This window comes from Pedobacter panaciterrae (assembly GCF_013204795.1).
Classification (GTDB): Bacteria; Bacteroidota; Bacteroidia; order Sphingobacteriales; family Sphingobacteriaceae; genus Pedobacter; species Pedobacter panaciterrae.
Window position 1 is genome coordinate 1 of record NZ_JABMKW010000008.1, and the last position, 19,936, is coordinate 19,936.

Sequence of the window (19,936 nt, forward strand, 5' to 3'; positions counted from 1 at the left end):
CAAATAGCCGCCTTTTTCAATTTTATTTCAGAGAAATTAATTCAAAATAAGTGTTTGTACTCTATCGGGTCCTACAGAAAGATATTTAACAGGAACTTCAAGTTCTTTTTCTAAGAAAGCGATGTATTCGCTAAGTTTAGCTGGTATCTCTTCAATCTTACTTACTTTAGTAACATCAGTTTTCCAGCCATCAATAGCTTTTAAAACCGGTGTAGGTTTTACTGTGATAATGTCATACGGCATGTAATCAATAGTTTCGCCATTATGCTCATAATGTGTGCAGGCATAAATGGTATCAAAACCATCTAATACGTCAGCCTTCATCATAATTAATTCAGTAACACCATTAAGCATAATTGCATATTTAAGTGCCGGAAGATCTATCCATCCACAACGACGGGCACGACCAGTTGTTGCACCAAATTCATGGCCAACCTGACGTAAAGTCTCTCCAACCTCATCATCCAGTTCAGTAGGGAACGGACCACCACCAACTCTTGTGCAATAAGCTTTGAAAATACCATAAACACTTCCAACTTTATTAGGAGCAATACCTAAACCAGTACAAGCGCCTGCAGTGGTAGTGTTAGAAGAAGTTACAAAAGGATAAGATCCAAAGTCAACGTCTAATAAGGTTCCTTGTGCACCTTCAGCAAGAACAGTTTTTCCTTCTTTTAAATATCCGTTAACAAAGTGCTCACTGTCAACATGAGGAATATTTTTAATGAAGTCAATTGCCTCAAAGAAAGCAGCCTCTTTTTCAGTAAGGTCATATTCAAAATCATAATGAGAAAGTATCTCTTTATGTTTTTCAACCAATTTGTTATAACGCTCTTTAAAATCAGGAAGAGTAGTATCACCAACTCTCAGTCCGTTACGGCCTGTTTTGTCCATATAAGTTGGGCCAATTCCTTTTAAAGTGGAACCGATTTTATCTTTACCCATTTTTTGCTCATTTGCTGCATCCAGCAATTGGTGAGTAGGTAAAATTAAATGTGCCTTACGTGCAATAACAAGTTTACCTTTTGCAACCGGATCATGACCGGCTTTCTGTAGGTTATCTAATTCTCTTTTTAAAATGATTGGGTCTATAACCACACCATTTCCAATTAGATTCATTGTTTTTTCGTTAAAGATACCTGATGGTATGGTATTCAAAACGAATTTTTTACCATCAAACTCTAAAGTATGTCCGGCGTTCGGACCGCCTTGGAAACGAGCTATCAAATCATATTGTGGACTTAATACATCAACAATTTTACCCTTGCCTTCGTCGCCCCATTGCAGGCCAAGAAGCACGTCTACTTGCGTCATTATTTAAATTTAAAAATGGAAATATAATAATTGAATTTTAACTTGCATGTTTAATAGCGGCATTCTGATTTTCCATTGATGCTTTAGCAGAGCAATCAAAACAAACGCCGTAAAGATTTAAAGAGTGATGCTTGATCTCGAACTTTAACAGTTCGCCAACCATACTCTGGATCTGATGAATACGCGGGTCGCAGAATTCTACAACTTTACCGCAATCAATACAGATGATGTGATCATGTTGATGATAACCGTATGATTTTTCAAACTGAGCCATGTTTTTGCCAAACTGATGTTTGGTAACCAAATCACATGAAACCAATAACTCTAAAGTATTGTATACTGTAGCCCTGCTAACACGGTATTTTTGGTTTTTCATATGGATATAGAGGGTCTCTACATCGAAATGATCATCTCTTGAATAGATTTCTTCTAAGATGGCAAAACGCTCCGGTGTTTTTCTCAGGCTTTTATTTTCGAGATAGGCTTCGAAAATCTTTCTTACCAACTCGCTGTTGTGGTTTGTAGACATAGTTTTTAAACTCCTTTCAAAGGTACCATTTTTTATATAAAACTCTATGATTTTTTAGCAATTTTAGGCGTCAAAGCGAGTAACTCCCGTTACACCTTTCACCCGAAGCAGATTTTCGATCAGGTTGTCTAAGTGCTCCTTATCATTTACAAAGATCATTATTGAACCATCAAAAATACCATTATCGGTATCTACAGTGATAGAACGCATGTTTACCTTAAAATCATTAGAGATAACTTTTGTAATATTGTTAATTAATCCCACATCATCTATTCCAATAATGTGTAAGCCCGTTAAAAATGTAAGCTCTTGTTGTTTGTTCCATTTTGCTTTAACAACCCTATACCCATAGTTAGCCATTAATTGCGCTGCATTAGGGCAATTTGTACGATGGATTTTAATTCCTTCATTTACGGTTACAAATCCAAATACATCATCTCCCGGTATTGGATTACAACATGCAGCCAAAGTATAATCTATTTTTTGCAGGTCTTCTCCAATCAATAAGGTATCAGATTCAGGACCTTTTACCTTGTTGAGCAGGGTTTCAATCTTCTGGTGATCATTTCTATCAGCGCCTCTATTTTCAATCTCCTTCTCGCTTGCAAGGTAATCTTTTAGGTCTTTTACTTCAATTTTGCCATTTGCAACGGCTATAAAAAGCTCCTGGGTTGATGGTAGCTTAAAGAAATAAGTAAGCTTGTTTAAATTATCTGTATTGTAAGTGATTTTTAAAGATTTAAGCTTTCGCTCCAAAGTTTCTTTCCCCAGATCTGCTATCTTTCTTTTTTCCTCTTTTAAAGACGACTTGATTTTAGATTTAGCTTTTGCTGTTACAACAATGTTAAGCCAGTCCTCTTTTGGTGTTTGCTTGCTAGAAGTGATAATTTCTACCTGATCGCCATTTTGCAGCTTATATGAAAGCGGTACAAGCTTATGATTTACCTTAGCTCCAATACATTTTGCACCTACGTCAGTATGTATCTCAAAGGCAAAATCAAGCGCTGTTGCACCTAGCGGTAATTGTAGTAACGCACCTTTTGGAGTAAAAATGAAGATCTCATCAGAGAATAAATTCATCTTAAAGTCGTCGAGAAAATCTAAAGCATTAGCTTCAGGGTTATTTAGCATCTCTCTTACCTTCATGATCCATTGGTCCAGACCATTGTCGTTAGAGGATTCCTTGTATTTCCAGTGTGCAGCAAATCCTTTTTCGGCAATTTCATTCATTCGCTGTGTACGGATCTGTACTTCTACCCACTGACCTTTAGGCCCCATAACAGTAGTGTGCAACGATTCGTAGCCATTTCCTTTTGGAGAAGAAACCCAGTCGCGCAACCTATCCGGATTAGGGCGATAAAGATCCGTTACAATAGAGTATGCTTTCCAGCAATCCGCTTTTTCATGTTCAGGTGCACTGTCTAATATAATTCTGATGGCAAAAAGATCATACACCTCTTCGAAAGGAATGTTTTTACTTTTCATTTTATTCCATATCGAATGGATAGACTTCGGTCTGCCGTAAATATCAGCTGTTAAACCTTGTTCTGCCAGTATTTCATTTATAGGCTCAACAAACCTTTTAATAAATAAAGTTCGTTCAGCTTTTTTCTCATTTAACTGAGTTGCTATGTATTTATAAGTATCTGGCTCAAGATATTTCATTGAAAGATCTTCCAGTTCAGACTTAATGGCATATAAACCCAGCCTGTGCGCAAGGGGGGCATAGAGGTAAATGGTTTCAGAAGCAATCTTTAATTGTTTTTGCCTTGGCATAAAATCCATAGTCCGCATGTTGTGCAGTCTGTCGGCCAGCTTAATTAAAATTACCCTTACATCATCGGCCAGGGTAAGCAACATTTTTCTGAAATTCTCTGCCTGCAAAGAACTATTGTAATCAAATACGCCCGATATTTTGGTTAGCCCATCAATAATTTTTGCTGTTTTCTTTCCAAACTCACGTTCTATATCTTCAAGCGTAATGTCTGTATCTTCTACCACATCATGTAGCAATGCGCATACTATGGAGGTGGTTCCAAGTCCAATTTCTTCTGCTGCAATCTGAGCCACGGCAATAGGGTGGTAAATATATGGCTCTCCAGATTTTCTACGCATGTTTTTGTGGCTTTCCAAAGCCATGTCAAATGCTTTTCTGATTTCCTTTTTATCCCCCCTTTGAAGTGTCGGCTTACAGGCGCGTAAAAGTGCCCTGTATCTTTTTAGGATCTCTTGCTTCTCTGCTTCTAAATCAATCACTAAAGCGTTTTTCATTCGTGTTTCCTTTTTTGGTTGTTATGAATTCTGCCAGCTACAGCCTCCATGTTATTGCTTTACTACTAGTTTTTTGTAATTAACGGTTGAGCTGGTTTGCCCGGTTGATTACGCTCCCTTTTATCAATATAAGTTTTTTATAAAGATGTAACTAATATGAGCAATAATTCTTCCAAATTTAAGTTTGTCATTATTTGACTTGTATTGTATTATTTACGTAAAAAATATGGCTCTTTATCGTTAAAAGATTATATTAGAGTTGAAAATGAAAACTAAAATATAAATTAGCTTTACCTTTATAGGGGTATAAATTTATGAAATTTTATAGGTTATTTATTCTGTTAATTGTCATTATTAGCGGTGCCCAGGTTAGGGCGCAGGTTAATGGCGTTACCATAAAAATGCCTGTACTTGGAAAAAATGATACGATTCGTGTTGCCGGAACTAATGATAATGGGGAGATGATACCATGGATACCTTTACATGAGGTTGTTATATATGGTGTCAGAATATTCAAATCCCCGGCCGAGCGTGCTGCCTATAGCAGATTGAGGTATAATGTGATGAAGGTTATGCCTTATGCTCTTTATGCAAAACAACGATATGAGCAACTGGAAAAGGATTTGGCACTAACACAAGAAAAAAGGGAACAGAAAAAGCTTGTTAAACAATGTGACAAAGAAATTAAAGACATGTTTAACAGAGAAATAAAAGAACTTACCATAACCCAGGGTCAAATACTTACCAAACTGATCGATCGTGAACTGGGCAGAACAACCTACGATATTGTGAAAGAAACTAAGGGAGGTTTTACCGCGTTCCTTTACCAATCTGTTGCGAGGGTAGTAGGGCATAATTTGAAAAGTACGTATAACCCGCAAGAAGAGAGAGATATCGAATCCATCATTATTTCTTCAGGGTTTTATCAATAGAACCTATGGCTGATAAATCCAAAAGTATACATCAATTTAAAGCAAAACTGATTAATGGTTCCGACAAAAACCTTTCTGATTATAAAGATAAAGTACTTCTGGTTGTAAATATTGCATCTGCATGCGGTTTTGCGCCTCAGCTAAAAGAATTACAAGATTTAAGAGATGAATATAATGCCCAGGGTTTCGAAGTACTGGGTTTTCCGTCGAACGATTTTGGCAGGCAGGAACCTCTGGATGGAAAAGAAATAGATACCTTTTGCGAGGTTAACTATGGCGTTAAGTTCCCTGTGTTCGATAAAATAATGGTTCGTGGAAGCCATGCGCATCCACTTTTCAAATTTCTGACCCAAAAATCAACCCCGAGATGGAACTTCCACAAGTATTTAATCAATAGAGATGGTGAGGTAGTAGATTATTTTTTCCCATTTACCACACCACTTTCATCCAAAGTAAAAAAGAAAATACAGAAATTGCTTTAAAGCAATCTTTTATAAACTATACACATCATGAAGTTAGATATATTGGTGCTTGCCGTTCATCCAGACGACGCAGAATTGGGATGTTCAGGAACTATAGCCAAACACATTGCCCTAGGTAAAAAAGTAGGAATAGTCGATTTTACCAGAGGAGAGCTCGGCACACGAGGTACAGCAGAAACACGAGATGAAGAAGCCGCTGATTCGGCTAAAATACTTGGTATCCAGGCGCGTGAAAACCTAAGATTTAAAGATGGTTTCTTTAAGAATGATGAAGAACATCAACTCGAAGTTGTTAAAATGATCCGCAAGTATCAGCCAGAGATTATCTTAACCAATGCATTGCACGATAGACACCCCGATCATGGCAGGGCCGGAGATCTTGCTAATGATGCGTGCTTTCTGTCGGGATTGCCAAAGATAGCTACCGAGCTTAACGGAGTGCAACAACAAGCATGGCGACCACGATTGCAATTCCAATACATTCAGGATCGTTATATTAAACCAGATATCATTATCGATATTACCCCATATATTGAAACCAAGTTAGCCTCAATAAAGGCATTTAAAACTCAATTCTTCAACCCTGAACTGGACGGACCAGATACCTATATTTCTTCTCCGGATTTTTTTGAAAGTGTAATTGGGCGGGCGCGTGAGTTTGGTAAGTCTATTGGCACAACCTACGCCGAAGGCTTTACCTGTCGTAAACTTTTAGGCGTAAACAGTCTTTTCGATCTTATCTAATCAACATATATTATTGGCCATATTCCAACAAAAACACTTAATTTCTGTTTTATATATAAACAGTTTAATATGGCCAATATATTTTCTTCTCTAAAGAACGCGTATACCCTTTTTAAAAGTGTAGATTTTAAAAAACTTGAAGAGCTTTCTAAAAAGGTAGACTTACCTAAAATTGTAGAATCCGTGTCTAACCTTGATGAAACCCAATTGCAGGGGCTCATGAAGGTGATAGGAACACCTCATAAAAAAAGAGAACTACCTCCTATTGAAGGCGATTTTTACCATCTGGGTGATGAAGCTTTAAAAGATGAAGATAGAGCTCTGCAGTTAAAAGTAAGAGCATTTCTGGAAAAAGAAGTAAAGCCGGTAGTTAATAAATACTGGCTTAAAGCCGAATTTCCTTTTGAGCTTATTCCTAAAATTGCAGAACTAAATATTTGTGGTTTGACTTATCAAGGCTACGGATGTCCCAACAAATCAAACCTTATGGAAGGTATGCTGGCAATGGAAATGGCCAGAGTAGATACCTCTATGTCTACCTTTTTTGGTGTACAGAGCGGGTTGGCCATGGGATCGATATATCTTTTAGGATCCGACGCGCAAAAGCGGCAATGGTTACCAGATATGCAACAGATGAAAATAATTGGAGCATTTGGATTAACTGAGCCGGAAGTGGGTTCTGGCGTTGCAGGCGGGTTAACCACAACAGCTAAGCGACAAGGCAGCAAGTGGATATTGAATGGACAAAAAAAATGGATAGGAAATTCTACCTTTTCAGATGTTACCATAATATGGGCAAGAGATGTAGACGATAATGAGGTAAAAGGTTTCTTGGTTAGAAAAGGTACAAAAGGATTTGCTGTTGAGAAAATGCAGGACAAGATGGCGTTAAGGATTGTACAAAACGGGCTTATAACACTTACCAATTGTGAGGTTGACGAAGAAGATCGTTTACAAAATGCCAATTCATTTAAAGACACCGCAAAGGTGTTAAAGATGACCAGGGCAGGAGTGGCATGGCAAGCCGTAGGGTGTGCCAGAGGTGCTTATGAAAGTGCGCTTGCATACACCAGAACAAGAAAACAATTTGGTAAACCTATTGCATCCTACCAATTGATACAAAACCACCTTGTAGAAATGCTCTCCAATCTTACGGCAATGCAGACACTCTGTTTCCGGTTGTCTCAATTACAGGATCAGAACCTCCTTACAGATGAGCATGCATCATTAGCCAAAGTTTTCTGTTCAATGCGCACACGCGATGTGGTAAGCAGAGCACGTGAAGTTATGGGAGGTAACGGTATTTTACTGGAATACGATGTAGCCCGCTTTGTAGCTGATGCAGAAGCTATTTATTCTTACGAAGGAACCAAGGAGATCAATACCCTTATTGTGGGGCGTGCTATAACCGGTTTTTCAGCTTTTGTGTAATCACTTAAAAGGAGCCTTTTCGATACTTGTATTGCCCATGGCAGTTTTTTCATAAAGGGCAATACAATATTTATTAAAACTGGTGTCGAAATTTACTTTACCTGCATATAATTTGTCTGGCACTGGTGTGCCCTCCAAAAAATAATAGACTTTAGTATTTCCTCCTTTATGATGAGGTTTAAAGTTGCCATAGGTTATCATTTCATTCCAAACCGAGTCTTTTACGGTAACAGCAAATACATACTGTATAGGGCCTGTATTGTTGTCGTTCCTATAGTGTGCAATTTCCTTGAATTCGCCTTTTAATCCATCTGTTCCAGGTTGGGTAAACGTACCTTTTAACATCCAACCCACTAAAACCAAAACAATAACGCCCAGCAGGATGTTGAAATATTTTCTCTGCATTATAACGCTGGTAGAATGGTTTCCATGATAGCTAAACCTTCGTCAATATGTTTTTTCTCCATACATAACGCAGGTCTGAATCTGATGGTCTGATTTCCGCAGCCTAAAAACATTACATTATGCTGCATTCCTTTTTTGATAAACTCATCGCGCATGTTTTTGTTTGGAAAGTCGAAAGCACAAAGTAAACCCTTACCTCGCACATTGGTTACTTTATCATGCTTTCCGGCTAGTGTTTGCAGGCCTTCTTTTAAATATTGGCCAACAACTGCAGCGTTATCACATAAGTTATCTTCAGCAATAATTTGAAGGATCTGCGAGGAGCGAACCATATCTACTAAATTGCCACCCCAGGTTGAGTTAATTCTGGAAGGTACTTTAAATACATTACTATCTATCTGATCAACTTTGTTTCCTACCAGAATTCCACATACCTGCATCTTTTTACCAAATGCAATAATATCCGGACGGGCTTTTTCGCTATAATGCTGATGGCACCAAAATTTACCTGTAAGGCCAACTCCGGTCTGCACCTCGTCGTAGATCAGGAATGCATCATTTTCATCTGCCAATGCTTTTAACTGTATTAAAAATTCTTCGCGTAAATGGTTATCTCCACCTTCAGATTGAATTGGCTCAACAATAATTGCACAGATGTCGTCTTTATTATCGGCAAAAGCTTGTTTTATCTGAGCAATTGATGTTTCTTCTGTTTCAACAGCCGTACTTAAGTTATTGCCCTCCAATGGGAATTTTACTACCGGAACAGATACTCTTGGCCAATCGAACTTAGCAAACCATTTGGTTTTATCAGGAAGCGTATTGGTTAAACTTAAAGTATAACCGGTTCTGCCATGAAAAGCTTTTTCGAAATGAAGTACTTTAAAACCCCTTTCTTCTTTATATCCTTTAGCAAAATTCTTTTGAACCTTCCAGTCCATAGCTACCTTAAGGGCATTTTCAACCGCGAGTCCGCCTCCTGCAATAAAAAAAGCATGAGGTAAATAGGAAGGGATACCAATTTTTGCAAAGGTATCTACAAACTGAGCGTATTGTTGCGTGTATACATCAGAATTAGAAGGATTGGCTAGTGCCGCCTGCAGAAGGTTTTTTTTGAAAGCCTCATCGTTTACCATTTTGGGATGGTTGTAGCCTAGAGGAACAGACGCAAAACAAGTAAAAAAATCGAGCAGAGAACGATTATACTTCGAATCATAAATATAAGCCCCCTGGCTTTTTTCCATATCGTAGGTAAGGTCAAAACCATCTGCTAAAATGTGTTTGCTTAAAGTTTCATTTACCTGGTCTGGAGCTACAGTTAGTTGATACATAATTTCTATGTTTTGATATGTATCAAATGTAATAAAAACCCCCAAATTAACAAATGCGGGCACTATTTGAACCCTTAGAACTAAAAACTAGGTTTAAACAGTTTAAAGTATGTTTTTGAAATAGAATCTATTTCGGTCTAACAAGTGTTAATAAATAAACTTGTCTTTCATACCCCAGATTCCCAGTATACCACCGGTATGGATGGCAATTATTTTCTCTTCTTTTTTAAAGTATCTATTACTGATGAGGTCATCAATAGCGAAGAACATTTTTGAGGTATATACCGGGTCAATAAGCATCCCCTCATCAGCTACAAAATTTTTAATATACTCAATCAAAGCAGGAGGGGTTTTGGCATATCCACCAAAATGATAATCCGTATGCATAACCAGTTGTTCAATATTCCCGGTATGTTTATAAATCTCATCCGCAATAAAGTCGCCGCCTTTTAAAACGGGCACTACGTGAAGTTGGGTTTTTAACTTACGCTGATGAATTCCTTTTAACAGACCTGCAGCAGTGGTTCCTGTTCCTGCAGCACAAAATAGGTGATCTACCTCTTGAGGCAATTCAGCAATAACCTCTGCACAGCCCCTAACCGCTTCCGTGCCGGCCCCGCCCTCGTCAACAAAATAGACATCGGGATCCGTTCCAAAATGAGAATCAAATAGTAAACGTTTGTTTCTGTAACTGTCTCTGTCGGTAAAAATTAAATTCATACCAAACAGCTTGCAAAGCAATAGCATTTCATTGCTTACCACTTCGCCACGCACAAAGGCTGTACTTTTTAGATCAGCCCTCGCACAAGCAGCTGCCGTTGCCACGAGGTGATTAGAAAAAGCTCCACCAAAGGTAACAATGTGATTTTTATTACTTTTCTGTACATCTTTTAAGATGTATTTTAGCTTACGCCATTTATTCCCAGAAATATAAGGATCAATTAAATCATCTCTTTTAACCAAGACCTGGTTTCTCGCAGTGTGCTTTAATTGATGTATAGGGCTATAAATATTTGTAAACATTGTACAAATATAAATAGCCTTTTATTAAACAGTGTTAATTAATGCTTGAAGTAGATTTTTTTAATCAAATAAGGAAAGAAGTTAAGAATTACTTTTATGTTCTCAGTAAAATTTTTCATAGTAAAATTATTTAGTCTGGATCATGCACTTCTCAAATAATAGGCCAATTTCTTTTCTAAATATGTTGTTGCTAAAGATTAGTTTTGCAAAACGAAATCACTAAAACCCCGAAATATTAAAATTGAGGGATAATGCAGGAGCATTTAATGATTAATTAATAGAAATAAAACACAATTTTAATGGAAAACAACAATAGCGGGGTAGAATTAGAGGAGCAGGATCTGTATGAACATTTGAACATTGTTGTTGATAAAGGACAGTCTTTATTGCGCATTGATAAGTTTTTAATGTATAGGGTAGAAAATGCTTCCCGTAACCGCATTCAAAACGCAATAGATGCCGGAAATGTTCTTGTTAATCAAAAAACAGTAAAACCAAGTTATAAGGTTAAGCCGGCAGATGAAATATCTGTTGTATTTCCACATCCTCCAAGAGACACAGAAGTTTATCCGGAAGATATTCCATTAGATATTGTTTATGAGGATGCTGATCTTTTAGTAGTAAATAAACCAGCCGGAATGGTGGTTCACCCCGGATATAATAACTATACAGGTACATTGGTAAATGCGCTTGCCTTTCATTTTGAGCAATTGCCACAATTACCAGGTAATGAGGGTAGGCCCGGTTTGGTGCACCGTATTGATAAAGATACATCAGGTTTATTACTTATTAGTAAGAACGAAATCACTATGACCAAACTTGCCAAGCAGTTTTTTGATCATAGCATTACCCGTAAATACGTTGCTTTAGCCTGGGGCGATATAGAGCAGGATGGTACTGTAACGGGTTATATTGGCCGTAGTGCTAAGAATAGAATAGTGATGGATGTTTATGATGATGAAGAAAAAGGTAAGTGGTCTGTAACACATTATACCGTTCTGGAACGTTTAGGATATGTAACATTAATTAGTTGTCAACTTGAAACGGGAAGAACACATCAAATCAGGGCACACATGCAGCATATAGGGCACCCATTATTTAATGATGCAAACTATGGAGGGGATAAGATATTAAAAGGCACTACCTTTAATAAATACAAGCAGTTTGTGCAAAACAGCTTTAATATTTTACCGCGTCAGGCTTTACATGCGCAAACTTTAGGTTTTATTCATCCAACTACTAAAAAGTATATGGAATTTGAAGCACCTTTGCCACCCGATTTCGATACAGCTTTAAATAAATGGAGAAACTATATTGTAGAGCCTCAATAAATGCAGCAAGAGTACATTTTACATAACGACGAATTTATATTAAAAAATCAACCTATTATTACTGCTGATAACCGCAGTTTCAGGTATGGCGATGGTCTTTTTGAATCCATGAGAATGAGTAACGGCAAACTCAAGTTTGCCGAATTACATGCCGATAGGTTAAGGGCAGGGATGAAAGCCCTTAAAATGGAAGGAGCAACCTTGTTCGATGAATATTTTCTGAAACAAAAAACAAATGAGCTTTGTAAAAAGAACAAGCTTAAAGATAATGTAAGGTTCCGATTGTCTGTTTACAGGGCAGGCGATGGGTTGTATACGCCAAACAGCAACAAATCGGGATATGTATTGGAGGCATCAGCATTAATCGAAAGCACATACGAACTCAATAAAAAAGGATTAATTGTAGACGTATTTGATGAACTTACTAAGCCTGTTGACAAGCTCTCAAATTATAAAACATGTAATTCTTTGGTTTATGTAATGGCTGGGTTGTATAAAAAACAATATAACCTGGACGAAGCCTTTATCTTGAATCAAAATGGATTTTTATGCGAAAGCATCAGTTCTAATATTTTTGTGGTTTACGATAAACAGATTTATACACCGGCTTTAACAGAAGGTTGTATTGCAGGAGTAATGAGAAATGTGGTAATGAATATTGCCAAAACCAACGAAATTCCTGTAATACAAGCACAAATAAACCCAGAAGTGTTGAAAGAAGCTGAAGAAGTTTTTATTACGAATGCTTTAGGTGGTATTCGTTGGGTAATGGGCTATGGCCGTAAACGCTATTTTAACGAAGTGACTAAGTTGCTGAGCGACAAACTAAATGCACTTTAATTATAGACTGTAGTTGACAGGGCCTTGCTAGGGCCTTGATGGGGCTAAAGGCCCTCCAAAGGCCCTAGCAAGGTTTATTCAACCCACGCTAAAACCCTACCTGTCAGGATAATTGTCTAATATTTTTAATAGTTTTTTGGATTCCTCCGGATAATCATTATTTGAATTTACCCGTTCTGAAGGGTCTTCTGCCAGATTGAATAATTCTATTCCGCTTTCTTTAGTTCTTCTAAGTTTCCAATCTCCCACGCGGGCTACTTCCGGAACACCGTAATGGACGTAGTAAATCGGCTGATGCTGGAACGAAGCATTTTTTTTAGTAAATAATGGAGCTACTGATTGCCCATCAATTTTAAGACCATCGGGCAGTTTAGTGCCACTCCATTCGGCCAGGGTAGGTAATAAATCAACACTGCTAAAAAGTTGTTTCTGAACCTGCGCTTGGGTGTGCCCTTTCCAGTATAAAATGAATGGAACCCTTGTGCCACCTTCATAAGTAGTGGCCTTACTGCCTCGAAATACTCCGGCAAACCCGGCATGGTTCTGTCGGGTTTTACCATCTCCAGCCATCCTTTCAGGATAGTTAGTCCAGGGTCCATTATCGCTCGTAAAAATAAAAATAGTATTGTCGGCTAAGCCCTGTTGCTCTAATGTTTTCCAGATTTGGTTTAAACCCCTATCCATTTCGTTTATAACGTAACCAAGTTCCCCGCCATGTGTTAAGTCGCTGTTTTTCTTGTGGGCAGCAAAATATACAGGCAAATGAGGCATGTTGTAGGCAAGATATAAAAAGAAAGGCTCTCCCTTTTTTTGTTTTTTAATGTACTTTATAGCTTCATTGTTGTATAGTGATGTCAACGAGCTATCGGCAGGTTGATAAACTTCGGGTTTATAGTTCCGGTATAGTTTGATGGTAGTATCGGTTTGCACATATGGGCTGCGGTAATCGTGGCTATATAGCAATCCGTAATAATTATCAAAACCTTGTTCCATTGGCAGGTTAGCCTTTTTATCGCCCAAATGCCATTTACCAATCATGTTGGTTTTATACCCGCCTGTTTTTAAAATTTCGGCCATTGTAAGCTCTGAGGCAGGTAAACCCTGATTGGAACCAGGCCCTAAAGGCGCAGGGATATTGTATCTGGTAGGGTATCGACCGGTAAGAAAGGCCGCACGTGATGGCGAACAGGTTGGAGATGCCAGTGCAAAATTGGTTGCTTTAACTCCTTTGGCAGCCATCTGATCTAAAAAAGGAGTTTCAATAACCGGATTACCATAGCAGCTTAAATCAGCGTAGCCCATATCATCTGTTAATACAAAAACAATATTGGGTTTTTGCTGAGCGGATATATTTTGAAATGATGCAAGGGTAAAACTTGCGATACTAAACAAGGTTTTTAATAGTGTTGATTTTCGCATAATAAAACTAACTATATGGATGCTGATTAAACAGGTAGGTAATGTAATAAAATACATCCATTATCAAATACTTGTATACAGAAAAAGCCAACCATATGGTCAGCTTTTTCCGTGTTTAAACCTTGCTCTTTACAGCTTAATCAGCATGTAAAGTATCTTTATGTTCTTCTGGTTTATAAGAAGCCTGCAATTCTGCAAGTTTCTTTTTACCATAAGCTAGCTTGGTAATTAGCACAAATAACACAGGAACAATAAATATGGCAAGGATGGTTGCCGAAAGCATACCGGCAGCAACTGTCCAGCCGATGGTCATCCTTGAGACTGCACCTGCACCATGAGAAATAATCAATGGAATAACTCCTAATATAAAGGCCAGAGATGTCATGATAATTGGACGTAAACGAAGCTTTACTGCTTCAATTGTAGCCGCAATTAACTCCATACCCCAATCCACACGTTCTTTCGCAAATTCGACAATCAGGATCGCATTTTTTGCAGAAAGACCTATCAGCGTAATCAAACCAACCTGTGCATATATGTTATTGTCGAGTTTTGGCAAAAATGTAAGTGCCAGAATAGCTCCAAACAAACCAAGTGGCACCGCCAGAAGGATAGAGAATGGAACAGACCAGCTTTCATATAGTGAGGCGAGTAGCAGGAATACGAAAACAATAATCAGTGCAAAGATTAATGTGGTACTGTTACCCGCTTCCTTTTCCTCTAAACTCAAACCAGAGAAATTATAGGAATAATTTGCCGGTAGGGTTTGTGCTGCCACTTCCTCCATTGCCGTAAGGGCATCGCCAGAACTAAAGCCGGGTTTAGCAGCTCCGGTTACCTCAATAGATCTGAATAAGTTAAAGTGGTTAATAATGGAAGCTTTCTCTACTATGTTGTAGCTTACTATAGAGCTTAAGGGAACAGAGACTCCCGATGAATTTTTAACATACAGACCATTCAGGCTCTCAATACCTTTTCTGAAATTGGTGTCGGCTTGGGTAACAACGCGGAAATTTCGTCCATACTTAGTAAAGTCGTTTACGTAGCTACTTCCAAGATATGCGGAAATAGTGCTATAGACGGTGCCTATTGAAACACCCATTTTCTTAGCCTGGTCACGATCAACATGGACCTGATAATTTGGAGTTCTGGCGTTAAATAGGGTATAGGCCATCGCAATTTCCGGTCTCTGATTGGCAGCTGCAAGAAATTTCCCTACGTTGGCTTCAAATTGTTTTATATCGCCGGTTTGTTTTTCCTGGATCTGCAACGAGAAACCACCACTAATACCCAATCCTGGAATGGGAGGTGGCGCGACAACTATTACACTACCGTCTTTGTCGCCTTTAAACTCCTGCGAAATGCTGGCAATCGTGGTAGCTACATCACCCGGCCTGTCATCCCAGTCTTTTAACTGTACAAAGAATGTGGCAGCATTAGATTTGAATGATCTGTTAAGGATGTTGATACCCCCAATTGATGTAACATTTTTTACCTCCGGGTATTTTTTCAGTATGGTCTCGGTAACTCTTTTGATTAATGCATCAGTACGCACTGCAGAGGCTCCCTCTGGCAAAGTAACACCCATCAAAAATACTCCAGCATCTTCATTGGGAATAAATCCAGATGGCTTCTTAGCAAATAGCCCAATGGTTCCAACATACAGACAGATCAGAATTATCACCATTAAAGGAGCCTTTTTTAAGGCCCATTTTACACCGTTTGAGTATTTGCTGGTTACATTGGCAAACCAAATGTTAAACTTAAAGAAGAACTTGTTTAATCCCCTTGAATCTTTGTTCAGGTTCATTGGGGTCAGCAGCAATGAACATAATGCAGGTGTTAATGATAACGCGATAAATGCCGAGATCAATACCGAAACTGCAATGGTGATGGCAAATTGCTGATACAACTGACCAACCATGCCGGGTATAAATCCTACCGGAATAAATACAGCTGCAAGTATTAATGCTATGGCAATTACTGGTGCAGTGATGTCTTTCATCGCCCTACGTGTTGCATCGGGTGCCGAAAGTCCGTCGTGATCCATATAATGCTGCACCGCTTCTACCACCACAATGGCATCATCCACCACAATACCGATGGCCAGTACGAAACCAAACATGGTAAGTACGTTAATAGAAAATCCAAAAAGGGTAAAGAAGATAAAAGTACCTATTATGGAAACGGGAATCGCCAGAATTGGGATCAGTGTTGCTCTCCAGCTTTGAAGGAAGAAAAACACAACCAGCGTTACCAGTATTAATGCTTCTACAAGGGTGTGAACCACCTCGTTGATGGAAACCTTTACAATAGATACTGTTTCATAAGCTACAACATAATCCAAATCCTTAGGGAAAGATTTTTTTAGCTCCAGCATGGCTTTATCTATTCCATCAGCTGTTTGCACAGCATTACCACCTGGAGTTTGGTTGATGGCCATCATAGAGGACACCTTACCGTTTATCTTTGAATTGGTTGAATAAGCAAACTCTCCAAGCTCTACTCTGGCTACATCTCTTAGATAAACTGCAGAACCATCGGCGCCCGATTTCACTACAATGTCTCTAAACTGTTCTTCAGTACTTAGGTCACCATCAAGAATTACCGAGAATTCGAAAGTTTGGTTGCTGTTTTGAGGAGGGCCACCTACCGTACCACCTGGAATTCTTGAGTTTTGCTCTGCAATTGCAGCCGAAACATCAGCAGGAGTTAAGTTCAATCTTGCAAGTTTATTGGCGTCAAGCCAGATCCTCATACTAAAAGGCTGACCAAATGCCTGCACATCTCCAACACCTTTAATCCTTAATAAAGCATCTTTTACGTATAAGTTTACATAGTTCGAAATGAATTTCTGATCGTAAGTGCCATTAGGGGAGTAAAGTCCAAGCACCATCAAAATATCGTTGTTTGCTTTTTTAGTGGTCACTCCTAAACGTCTTACCGCTTCGGGCAAAGCCGGTTCTGCAATGCCTACCCTGTTTTGAACATCGAGGGCGGCAACGTCTATGTTTGTACCCACATCAAAAGTAACGGTTATAGCCGAACGGCCGTCGGATGTACTATTCGATGACATGTATTTCATGCCCGGAGTACCATTGATCTGGCTTTCTATTGGCGTAGTTACAGTTTGCTCTACAGTTTGCGCATCTGCACCGGTGTAGGTGCCACTTACAGTAACCGTTGGGGGTGCTATATTCGGGTATTGACTGATCGGTAATGTGGTAATCACAATTGTACCAACCAGAACAATCAAAAGGGAAATCACAATCGCTGTGATGGGTCGCTTTATAAATACTTCTGATATCATATCTCTGAATTCTTTAAATCTATTTTTTAACTGCGCCTGCTGCTGGTTGTGCTCCAGGGGCTGCATCAGCCGGAGCGGTTGTAACTACAGCACCTGGACGTACATTTTGTACACCATCTACCACAACTACTTCCCCTTGTTTTAGACCGCTTTTTACCACTACATTTTTGTCAAACTGTTTTCCCAGTTGGACAATGCGGGCTTCGGCTTTGCTGCTATCACCTACAACAAAAACATTAAATTCGCCCAGTTGCTCTATAACAGATTTGTATGGAATTACCAGTTGATGTTCTGATGCTTTATTTAAAGCTCTTAGATTTACAGTCATACCCGCAAAGAGTTTACCTTCTGCGTTTGGATAACTGATCCTTACTTTGATGGTTCCTGTTTGAGGGTCAACCGCACGATCGATAGCGGTTATGTGGCCTTGACCGGTATAAATACTACCATCCTGCAATTGAATGTTGAAAAGAGAATCTTTTACTGCTGCAGTGTTTTTTTGTAAACGTAAAAAACGAGGAATCTCGGCCTGGTTAACAGCAATGTCTACCGCTATAGGATTGTTGCTCGAAACCGTATTTAATAAAGTTGTACCAGGTGTTGCTAATGCGCCCAATTTAACCTGAGAGATCCCTATTGTTCCGTTTAACGGCGATACGATGATCGAGCGTTGTAAGTCATTAGTAGCAGAAGATAATTGTGCCTGTGCCGCAGCAACTTGCGATTCTGCATTTGCCAGATCGGTTAGTGCATAATCAACACGTTGCTTTGCTACTGCATCTTGCTCTGCAAGTCGGGTATAGCGATCAGCATCTTTTTTTGCTTTATCACGATTTGCTTTGGCAACAGCAAGATTTGCCTTAGCCGTATTGTTTGCTGCAATATATTTTGTGCGGTCAATTTCATAGAGTTTCTGACCCTTGGATACTTTCTGACCATCCTTTACATAGATGGCGGTAATGTAACCGCCAACCTGTGGGCGTAGTTCCACTTCGTTTAAAGCAACCACTACCCCAGGGTAAGAATCTGTAGTGATTACTTCCTGATCTGATACAGTGTAAGTGGTTACGGGTGTAGCGGGAGGAGGACCTTGCTGTTGTCCGGCATTTTTATCGCCACCGCAAGAGGCTAATGTAACTGTTCCAAGTATTACGATGCCTAGTTTTATGTAGTTAGTAGTATTCATTTGAGTTCTTATTAAATTACGTTAATTTGCGATGATTGTTCCTAATGCTTGCTGTACGTCTAGTTTCGAAGAAAGCAGGCTGTATAATGAGTTTAAATAATTAAGCTGTGCAGTGCGCAGATCTGTTTCTGAGGTCATCAGATCCAGATAAGTTTTAATCCCCTCATCGTATTGAAGTTTAATGGTATTGTACACCTGTCTGGAGATATCAACGTTTGACCTTGCTGTTTTCCAATCGTTCAGATTTGCTTTATAAGTAGCCATTGCTTGCTCATATTGTGTATTGATCTGGTTTTTAGTGTTCAATAGATCAAGGTCAATTCTTTTTTCCTGCAATTCAGATTTTCTGATTTCCTGAATTCTTTTGGTTCCCTGAAAAATTGGGATACTTAATTTTAACCCGAATACAGAGCTAGGGAAAGATTTATCGTACAGATTGCTAAAGTCATTATTTAAATAATTGTAACTATAGTTTATAAACCCAGAAATTGAGGGCAGGTAGCTCCATTTATTATAGCTCGTATTTAAATGCTGCAATTGCTTTTGGGTTTGCAATAAACGATACTCAACCCTGTTCTCATAAGCCTGTTGTGCATTAGTGTCTATAAGAATGCCCTGTTCCATACTGTCGGACTTTAAGTTAAGACTAAAGTCTTTATCAGTACCATATCCAATGATCTCTTTAAGATAAGCGTATTTATATTTAAGCAATTCCTCAGTTCTCTTTTTATCTGCTTTGGAGTTGCTTAAGCTAATTTGTGCACGCTGAAAATCTGTTTTATCTACCAAGCCTTGTTCATACTGAGCAGAAGCATCTTTCAGTTGTTTTTCTAAACGGGCTATGTTTTCATTTATAATATTTAACTGCTCTCCGCTTGTAAGGATATCAAAATAGGCTTTACTTACATCTACAACGGTATTTATTTTAGTATTTTCTGTACTTTGCTTGTACTGTTGTCTGTAATATTTAGATGCTTTTGATGCCTGGATAAGACCTGCGTTTAGGAATTGTTGGTCGGCCTGTAGAGTTAGCGCTGAGGTATGCTTGGTACCAAAGGTAATGTAGTTGGTTTCACCATTCGTAGTAAGCGCATTTACCTGTTGCTTTAGGTTGTTATTATAATTTGCATTACCACTAATCTGGGGGAACCAACCCGATAGTGCAGATTTGATATCGCGTTCGCCAATCTCTTCATCGATCTGAGATTGCTTCACGCCCGGTCTGTTATTTAGTGCATAATCTATCACTTCCTGAAGTGTAGCATTGCTGAGCTGTTTATCATTGTTTACCGTTTGTGCTGCTAATTTTTCGGGCAGCAAGGCAGGTAAACCTATAAGAAGCATTACGAGTAATTTATGAATTTTCATATTTAAAAGGGGAATTGAGT

General features: G+C 38.7%; 16 protein-coding genes. 6 read left to right on the top strand and 10 right to left on the bottom strand.

Going from position 1 to position 19,936, the window contains the following annotated elements:
• Positions 1–36: 36 nt before the first annotated feature.
• The 3 genes from HQN86_RS02265 to HQN86_RS02275 all read right to left on the bottom strand — a co-directional run bounded on the left by HQN86_RS02265 (position 37) and on the right by HQN86_RS02275 (position 4,114).
• On the bottom strand, positions 37–1,314 hold the full coding sequence (locus HQN86_RS02265; RefSeq protein WP_172659417.1) for an adenylosuccinate synthase: 1,278 nt from the start codon (positions 1,312–1,314) through the stop codon (positions 37–39).
• A gap of 37 nt (positions 1,315–1,351) precedes the next feature.
• A complete protein-coding gene (locus tag HQN86_RS02270) occupies positions 1,352–1,843 on the bottom strand; it encodes a Fur family transcriptional regulator (protein WP_048907113.1) in 492 nt (163 codons plus the stop codon).
• Positions 1,844–1,906: 63 nt separating this feature from the next.
• Positions 1,907–4,114 carry a RelA/SpoT family protein gene (locus tag HQN86_RS02275; RefSeq protein ID WP_172659418.1) on the bottom strand — a complete coding sequence of 736 codons (2,208 nt, stop codon included), beginning with the start codon at positions 4,112–4,114 and terminating at the stop codon, positions 1,907–1,909.
• A gap of 314 nt (positions 4,115–4,428) precedes the next feature.
• On the opposite strand from HQN86_RS02275, the gene HQN86_RS02280 reads away from it, so the two are divergent.
• The 4 genes from HQN86_RS02280 (at position 4,429) to HQN86_RS02295 (ending at position 7,703) form a co-directional block, all read left to right on the top strand.
• A complete protein-coding gene (locus HQN86_RS02280) occupies positions 4,429–5,046 on the top strand; it encodes a DUF4294 domain-containing protein (RefSeq protein WP_172659419.1) in 618 nt (205 codons plus the stop codon).
• Positions 5,047–5,051: 5 nt separating this feature from the next.
• Positions 5,052–5,528 (top strand): glutathione peroxidase, encoded by a 477-nt coding sequence (locus HQN86_RS02285; protein ID WP_048907111.1) that lies wholly within the window; start codon positions 5,052–5,054, stop codon positions 5,526–5,528.
• 27 nt (positions 5,529–5,555) lie between these two features.
• On the top strand, positions 5,556–6,272 hold the full coding sequence (bshB1, locus tag HQN86_RS02290) for a bacillithiol biosynthesis deacetylase BshB1 (protein WP_172659420.1): 717 nt from the start codon (positions 5,556–5,558) through the stop codon (positions 6,270–6,272).
• Positions 6,273–6,341: 69 nt separating this feature from the next.
• A complete protein-coding gene (locus HQN86_RS02295) occupies positions 6,342–7,703 on the top strand; it encodes an acyl-CoA dehydrogenase family protein (RefSeq protein ID WP_172659421.1) in 1,362 nt (453 codons plus the stop codon).
• On the opposite strand, the gene HQN86_RS02300 is transcribed toward HQN86_RS02295, so the two are convergent.
• The 3 genes from HQN86_RS02300 to HQN86_RS02310 form a co-directional block, all read right to left on the bottom strand.
• Entirely contained in the window at positions 7,704–8,108 is a 405-nt protein-coding gene (locus HQN86_RS02300; RefSeq protein ID WP_172659422.1) for a hypothetical protein, read from the bottom strand.
• The gene (gene lat, locus HQN86_RS02305; RefSeq protein ID WP_172659423.1) at positions 8,108–9,439 is read right to left on the bottom strand and encodes an L-lysine 6-transaminase; all 1,332 of its coding nucleotides are present in this window, start codon (positions 9,437–9,439) and stop codon (positions 8,108–8,110) included. Before lat ends, HQN86_RS02300 begins: the two co-directional genes overlap by 1 nt.
• Positions 9,440–9,586: 147 nt before the next feature.
• On the bottom strand, positions 9,587–10,462 hold the full coding sequence (locus tag HQN86_RS02310; RefSeq protein ID WP_172659424.1) for a 1-aminocyclopropane-1-carboxylate deaminase/D-cysteine desulfhydrase: 876 nt from the start codon (positions 10,460–10,462) through the stop codon (positions 9,587–9,589).
• A 299-nt stretch (positions 10,463–10,761) separates the two neighbouring features.
• Here HQN86_RS02310 and HQN86_RS02315 point away from each other — a divergent pair, with 299 nt between their 5' ends.
• Positions 10,762–11,793 (top strand): RluA family pseudouridine synthase, encoded by a 1,032-nt coding sequence (locus tag HQN86_RS02315; RefSeq protein WP_172659425.1) that lies wholly within the window; start codon positions 10,762–10,764, stop codon positions 11,791–11,793.
• Positions 11,794–12,633: an aminotransferase class IV gene (locus HQN86_RS02320; protein ID WP_172659426.1), complete on the top strand. Its 840-nt coding sequence runs from the start codon at positions 11,794–11,796 to the stop codon at positions 12,631–12,633. It begins immediately after the preceding gene.
• Between the two features lie 96 nt (positions 12,634–12,729).
• Here HQN86_RS02320 and HQN86_RS02325 read toward each other — a convergent pair whose 3' ends face one another.
• The 4 genes from HQN86_RS02325 to HQN86_RS02340 form a co-directional block, all read right to left on the bottom strand.
• Positions 12,730–14,052: a sulfatase-like hydrolase/transferase gene (locus HQN86_RS02325; protein ID WP_172659427.1), complete on the bottom strand. Its 1,323-nt coding sequence runs from the start codon at positions 14,050–14,052 to the stop codon at positions 12,730–12,732.
• A gap of 136 nt (positions 14,053–14,188) precedes the next feature.
• Entirely contained in the window at positions 14,189–17,362 is a 3,174-nt protein-coding gene (locus tag HQN86_RS02330) for an efflux RND transporter permease subunit (protein WP_172659428.1), read from the bottom strand.
• Between the two features lie 19 nt (positions 17,363–17,381).
• The gene (locus HQN86_RS02335; RefSeq protein ID WP_172659429.1) at positions 17,382–18,548 is read right to left on the bottom strand and encodes an efflux RND transporter periplasmic adaptor subunit; all 1,167 of its coding nucleotides are present in this window, start codon (positions 18,546–18,548) and stop codon (positions 17,382–17,384) included.
• 21 nt (positions 18,549–18,569) lie between these two features.
• Complete coding sequence (locus tag HQN86_RS02340; RefSeq protein ID WP_172659430.1) at positions 18,570–19,916, bottom strand: TolC family protein; 1,347 nt, start codon at positions 19,914–19,916, stop codon at positions 18,570–18,572.
• Positions 19,917–19,936: the final 20 nt, after the last annotated feature.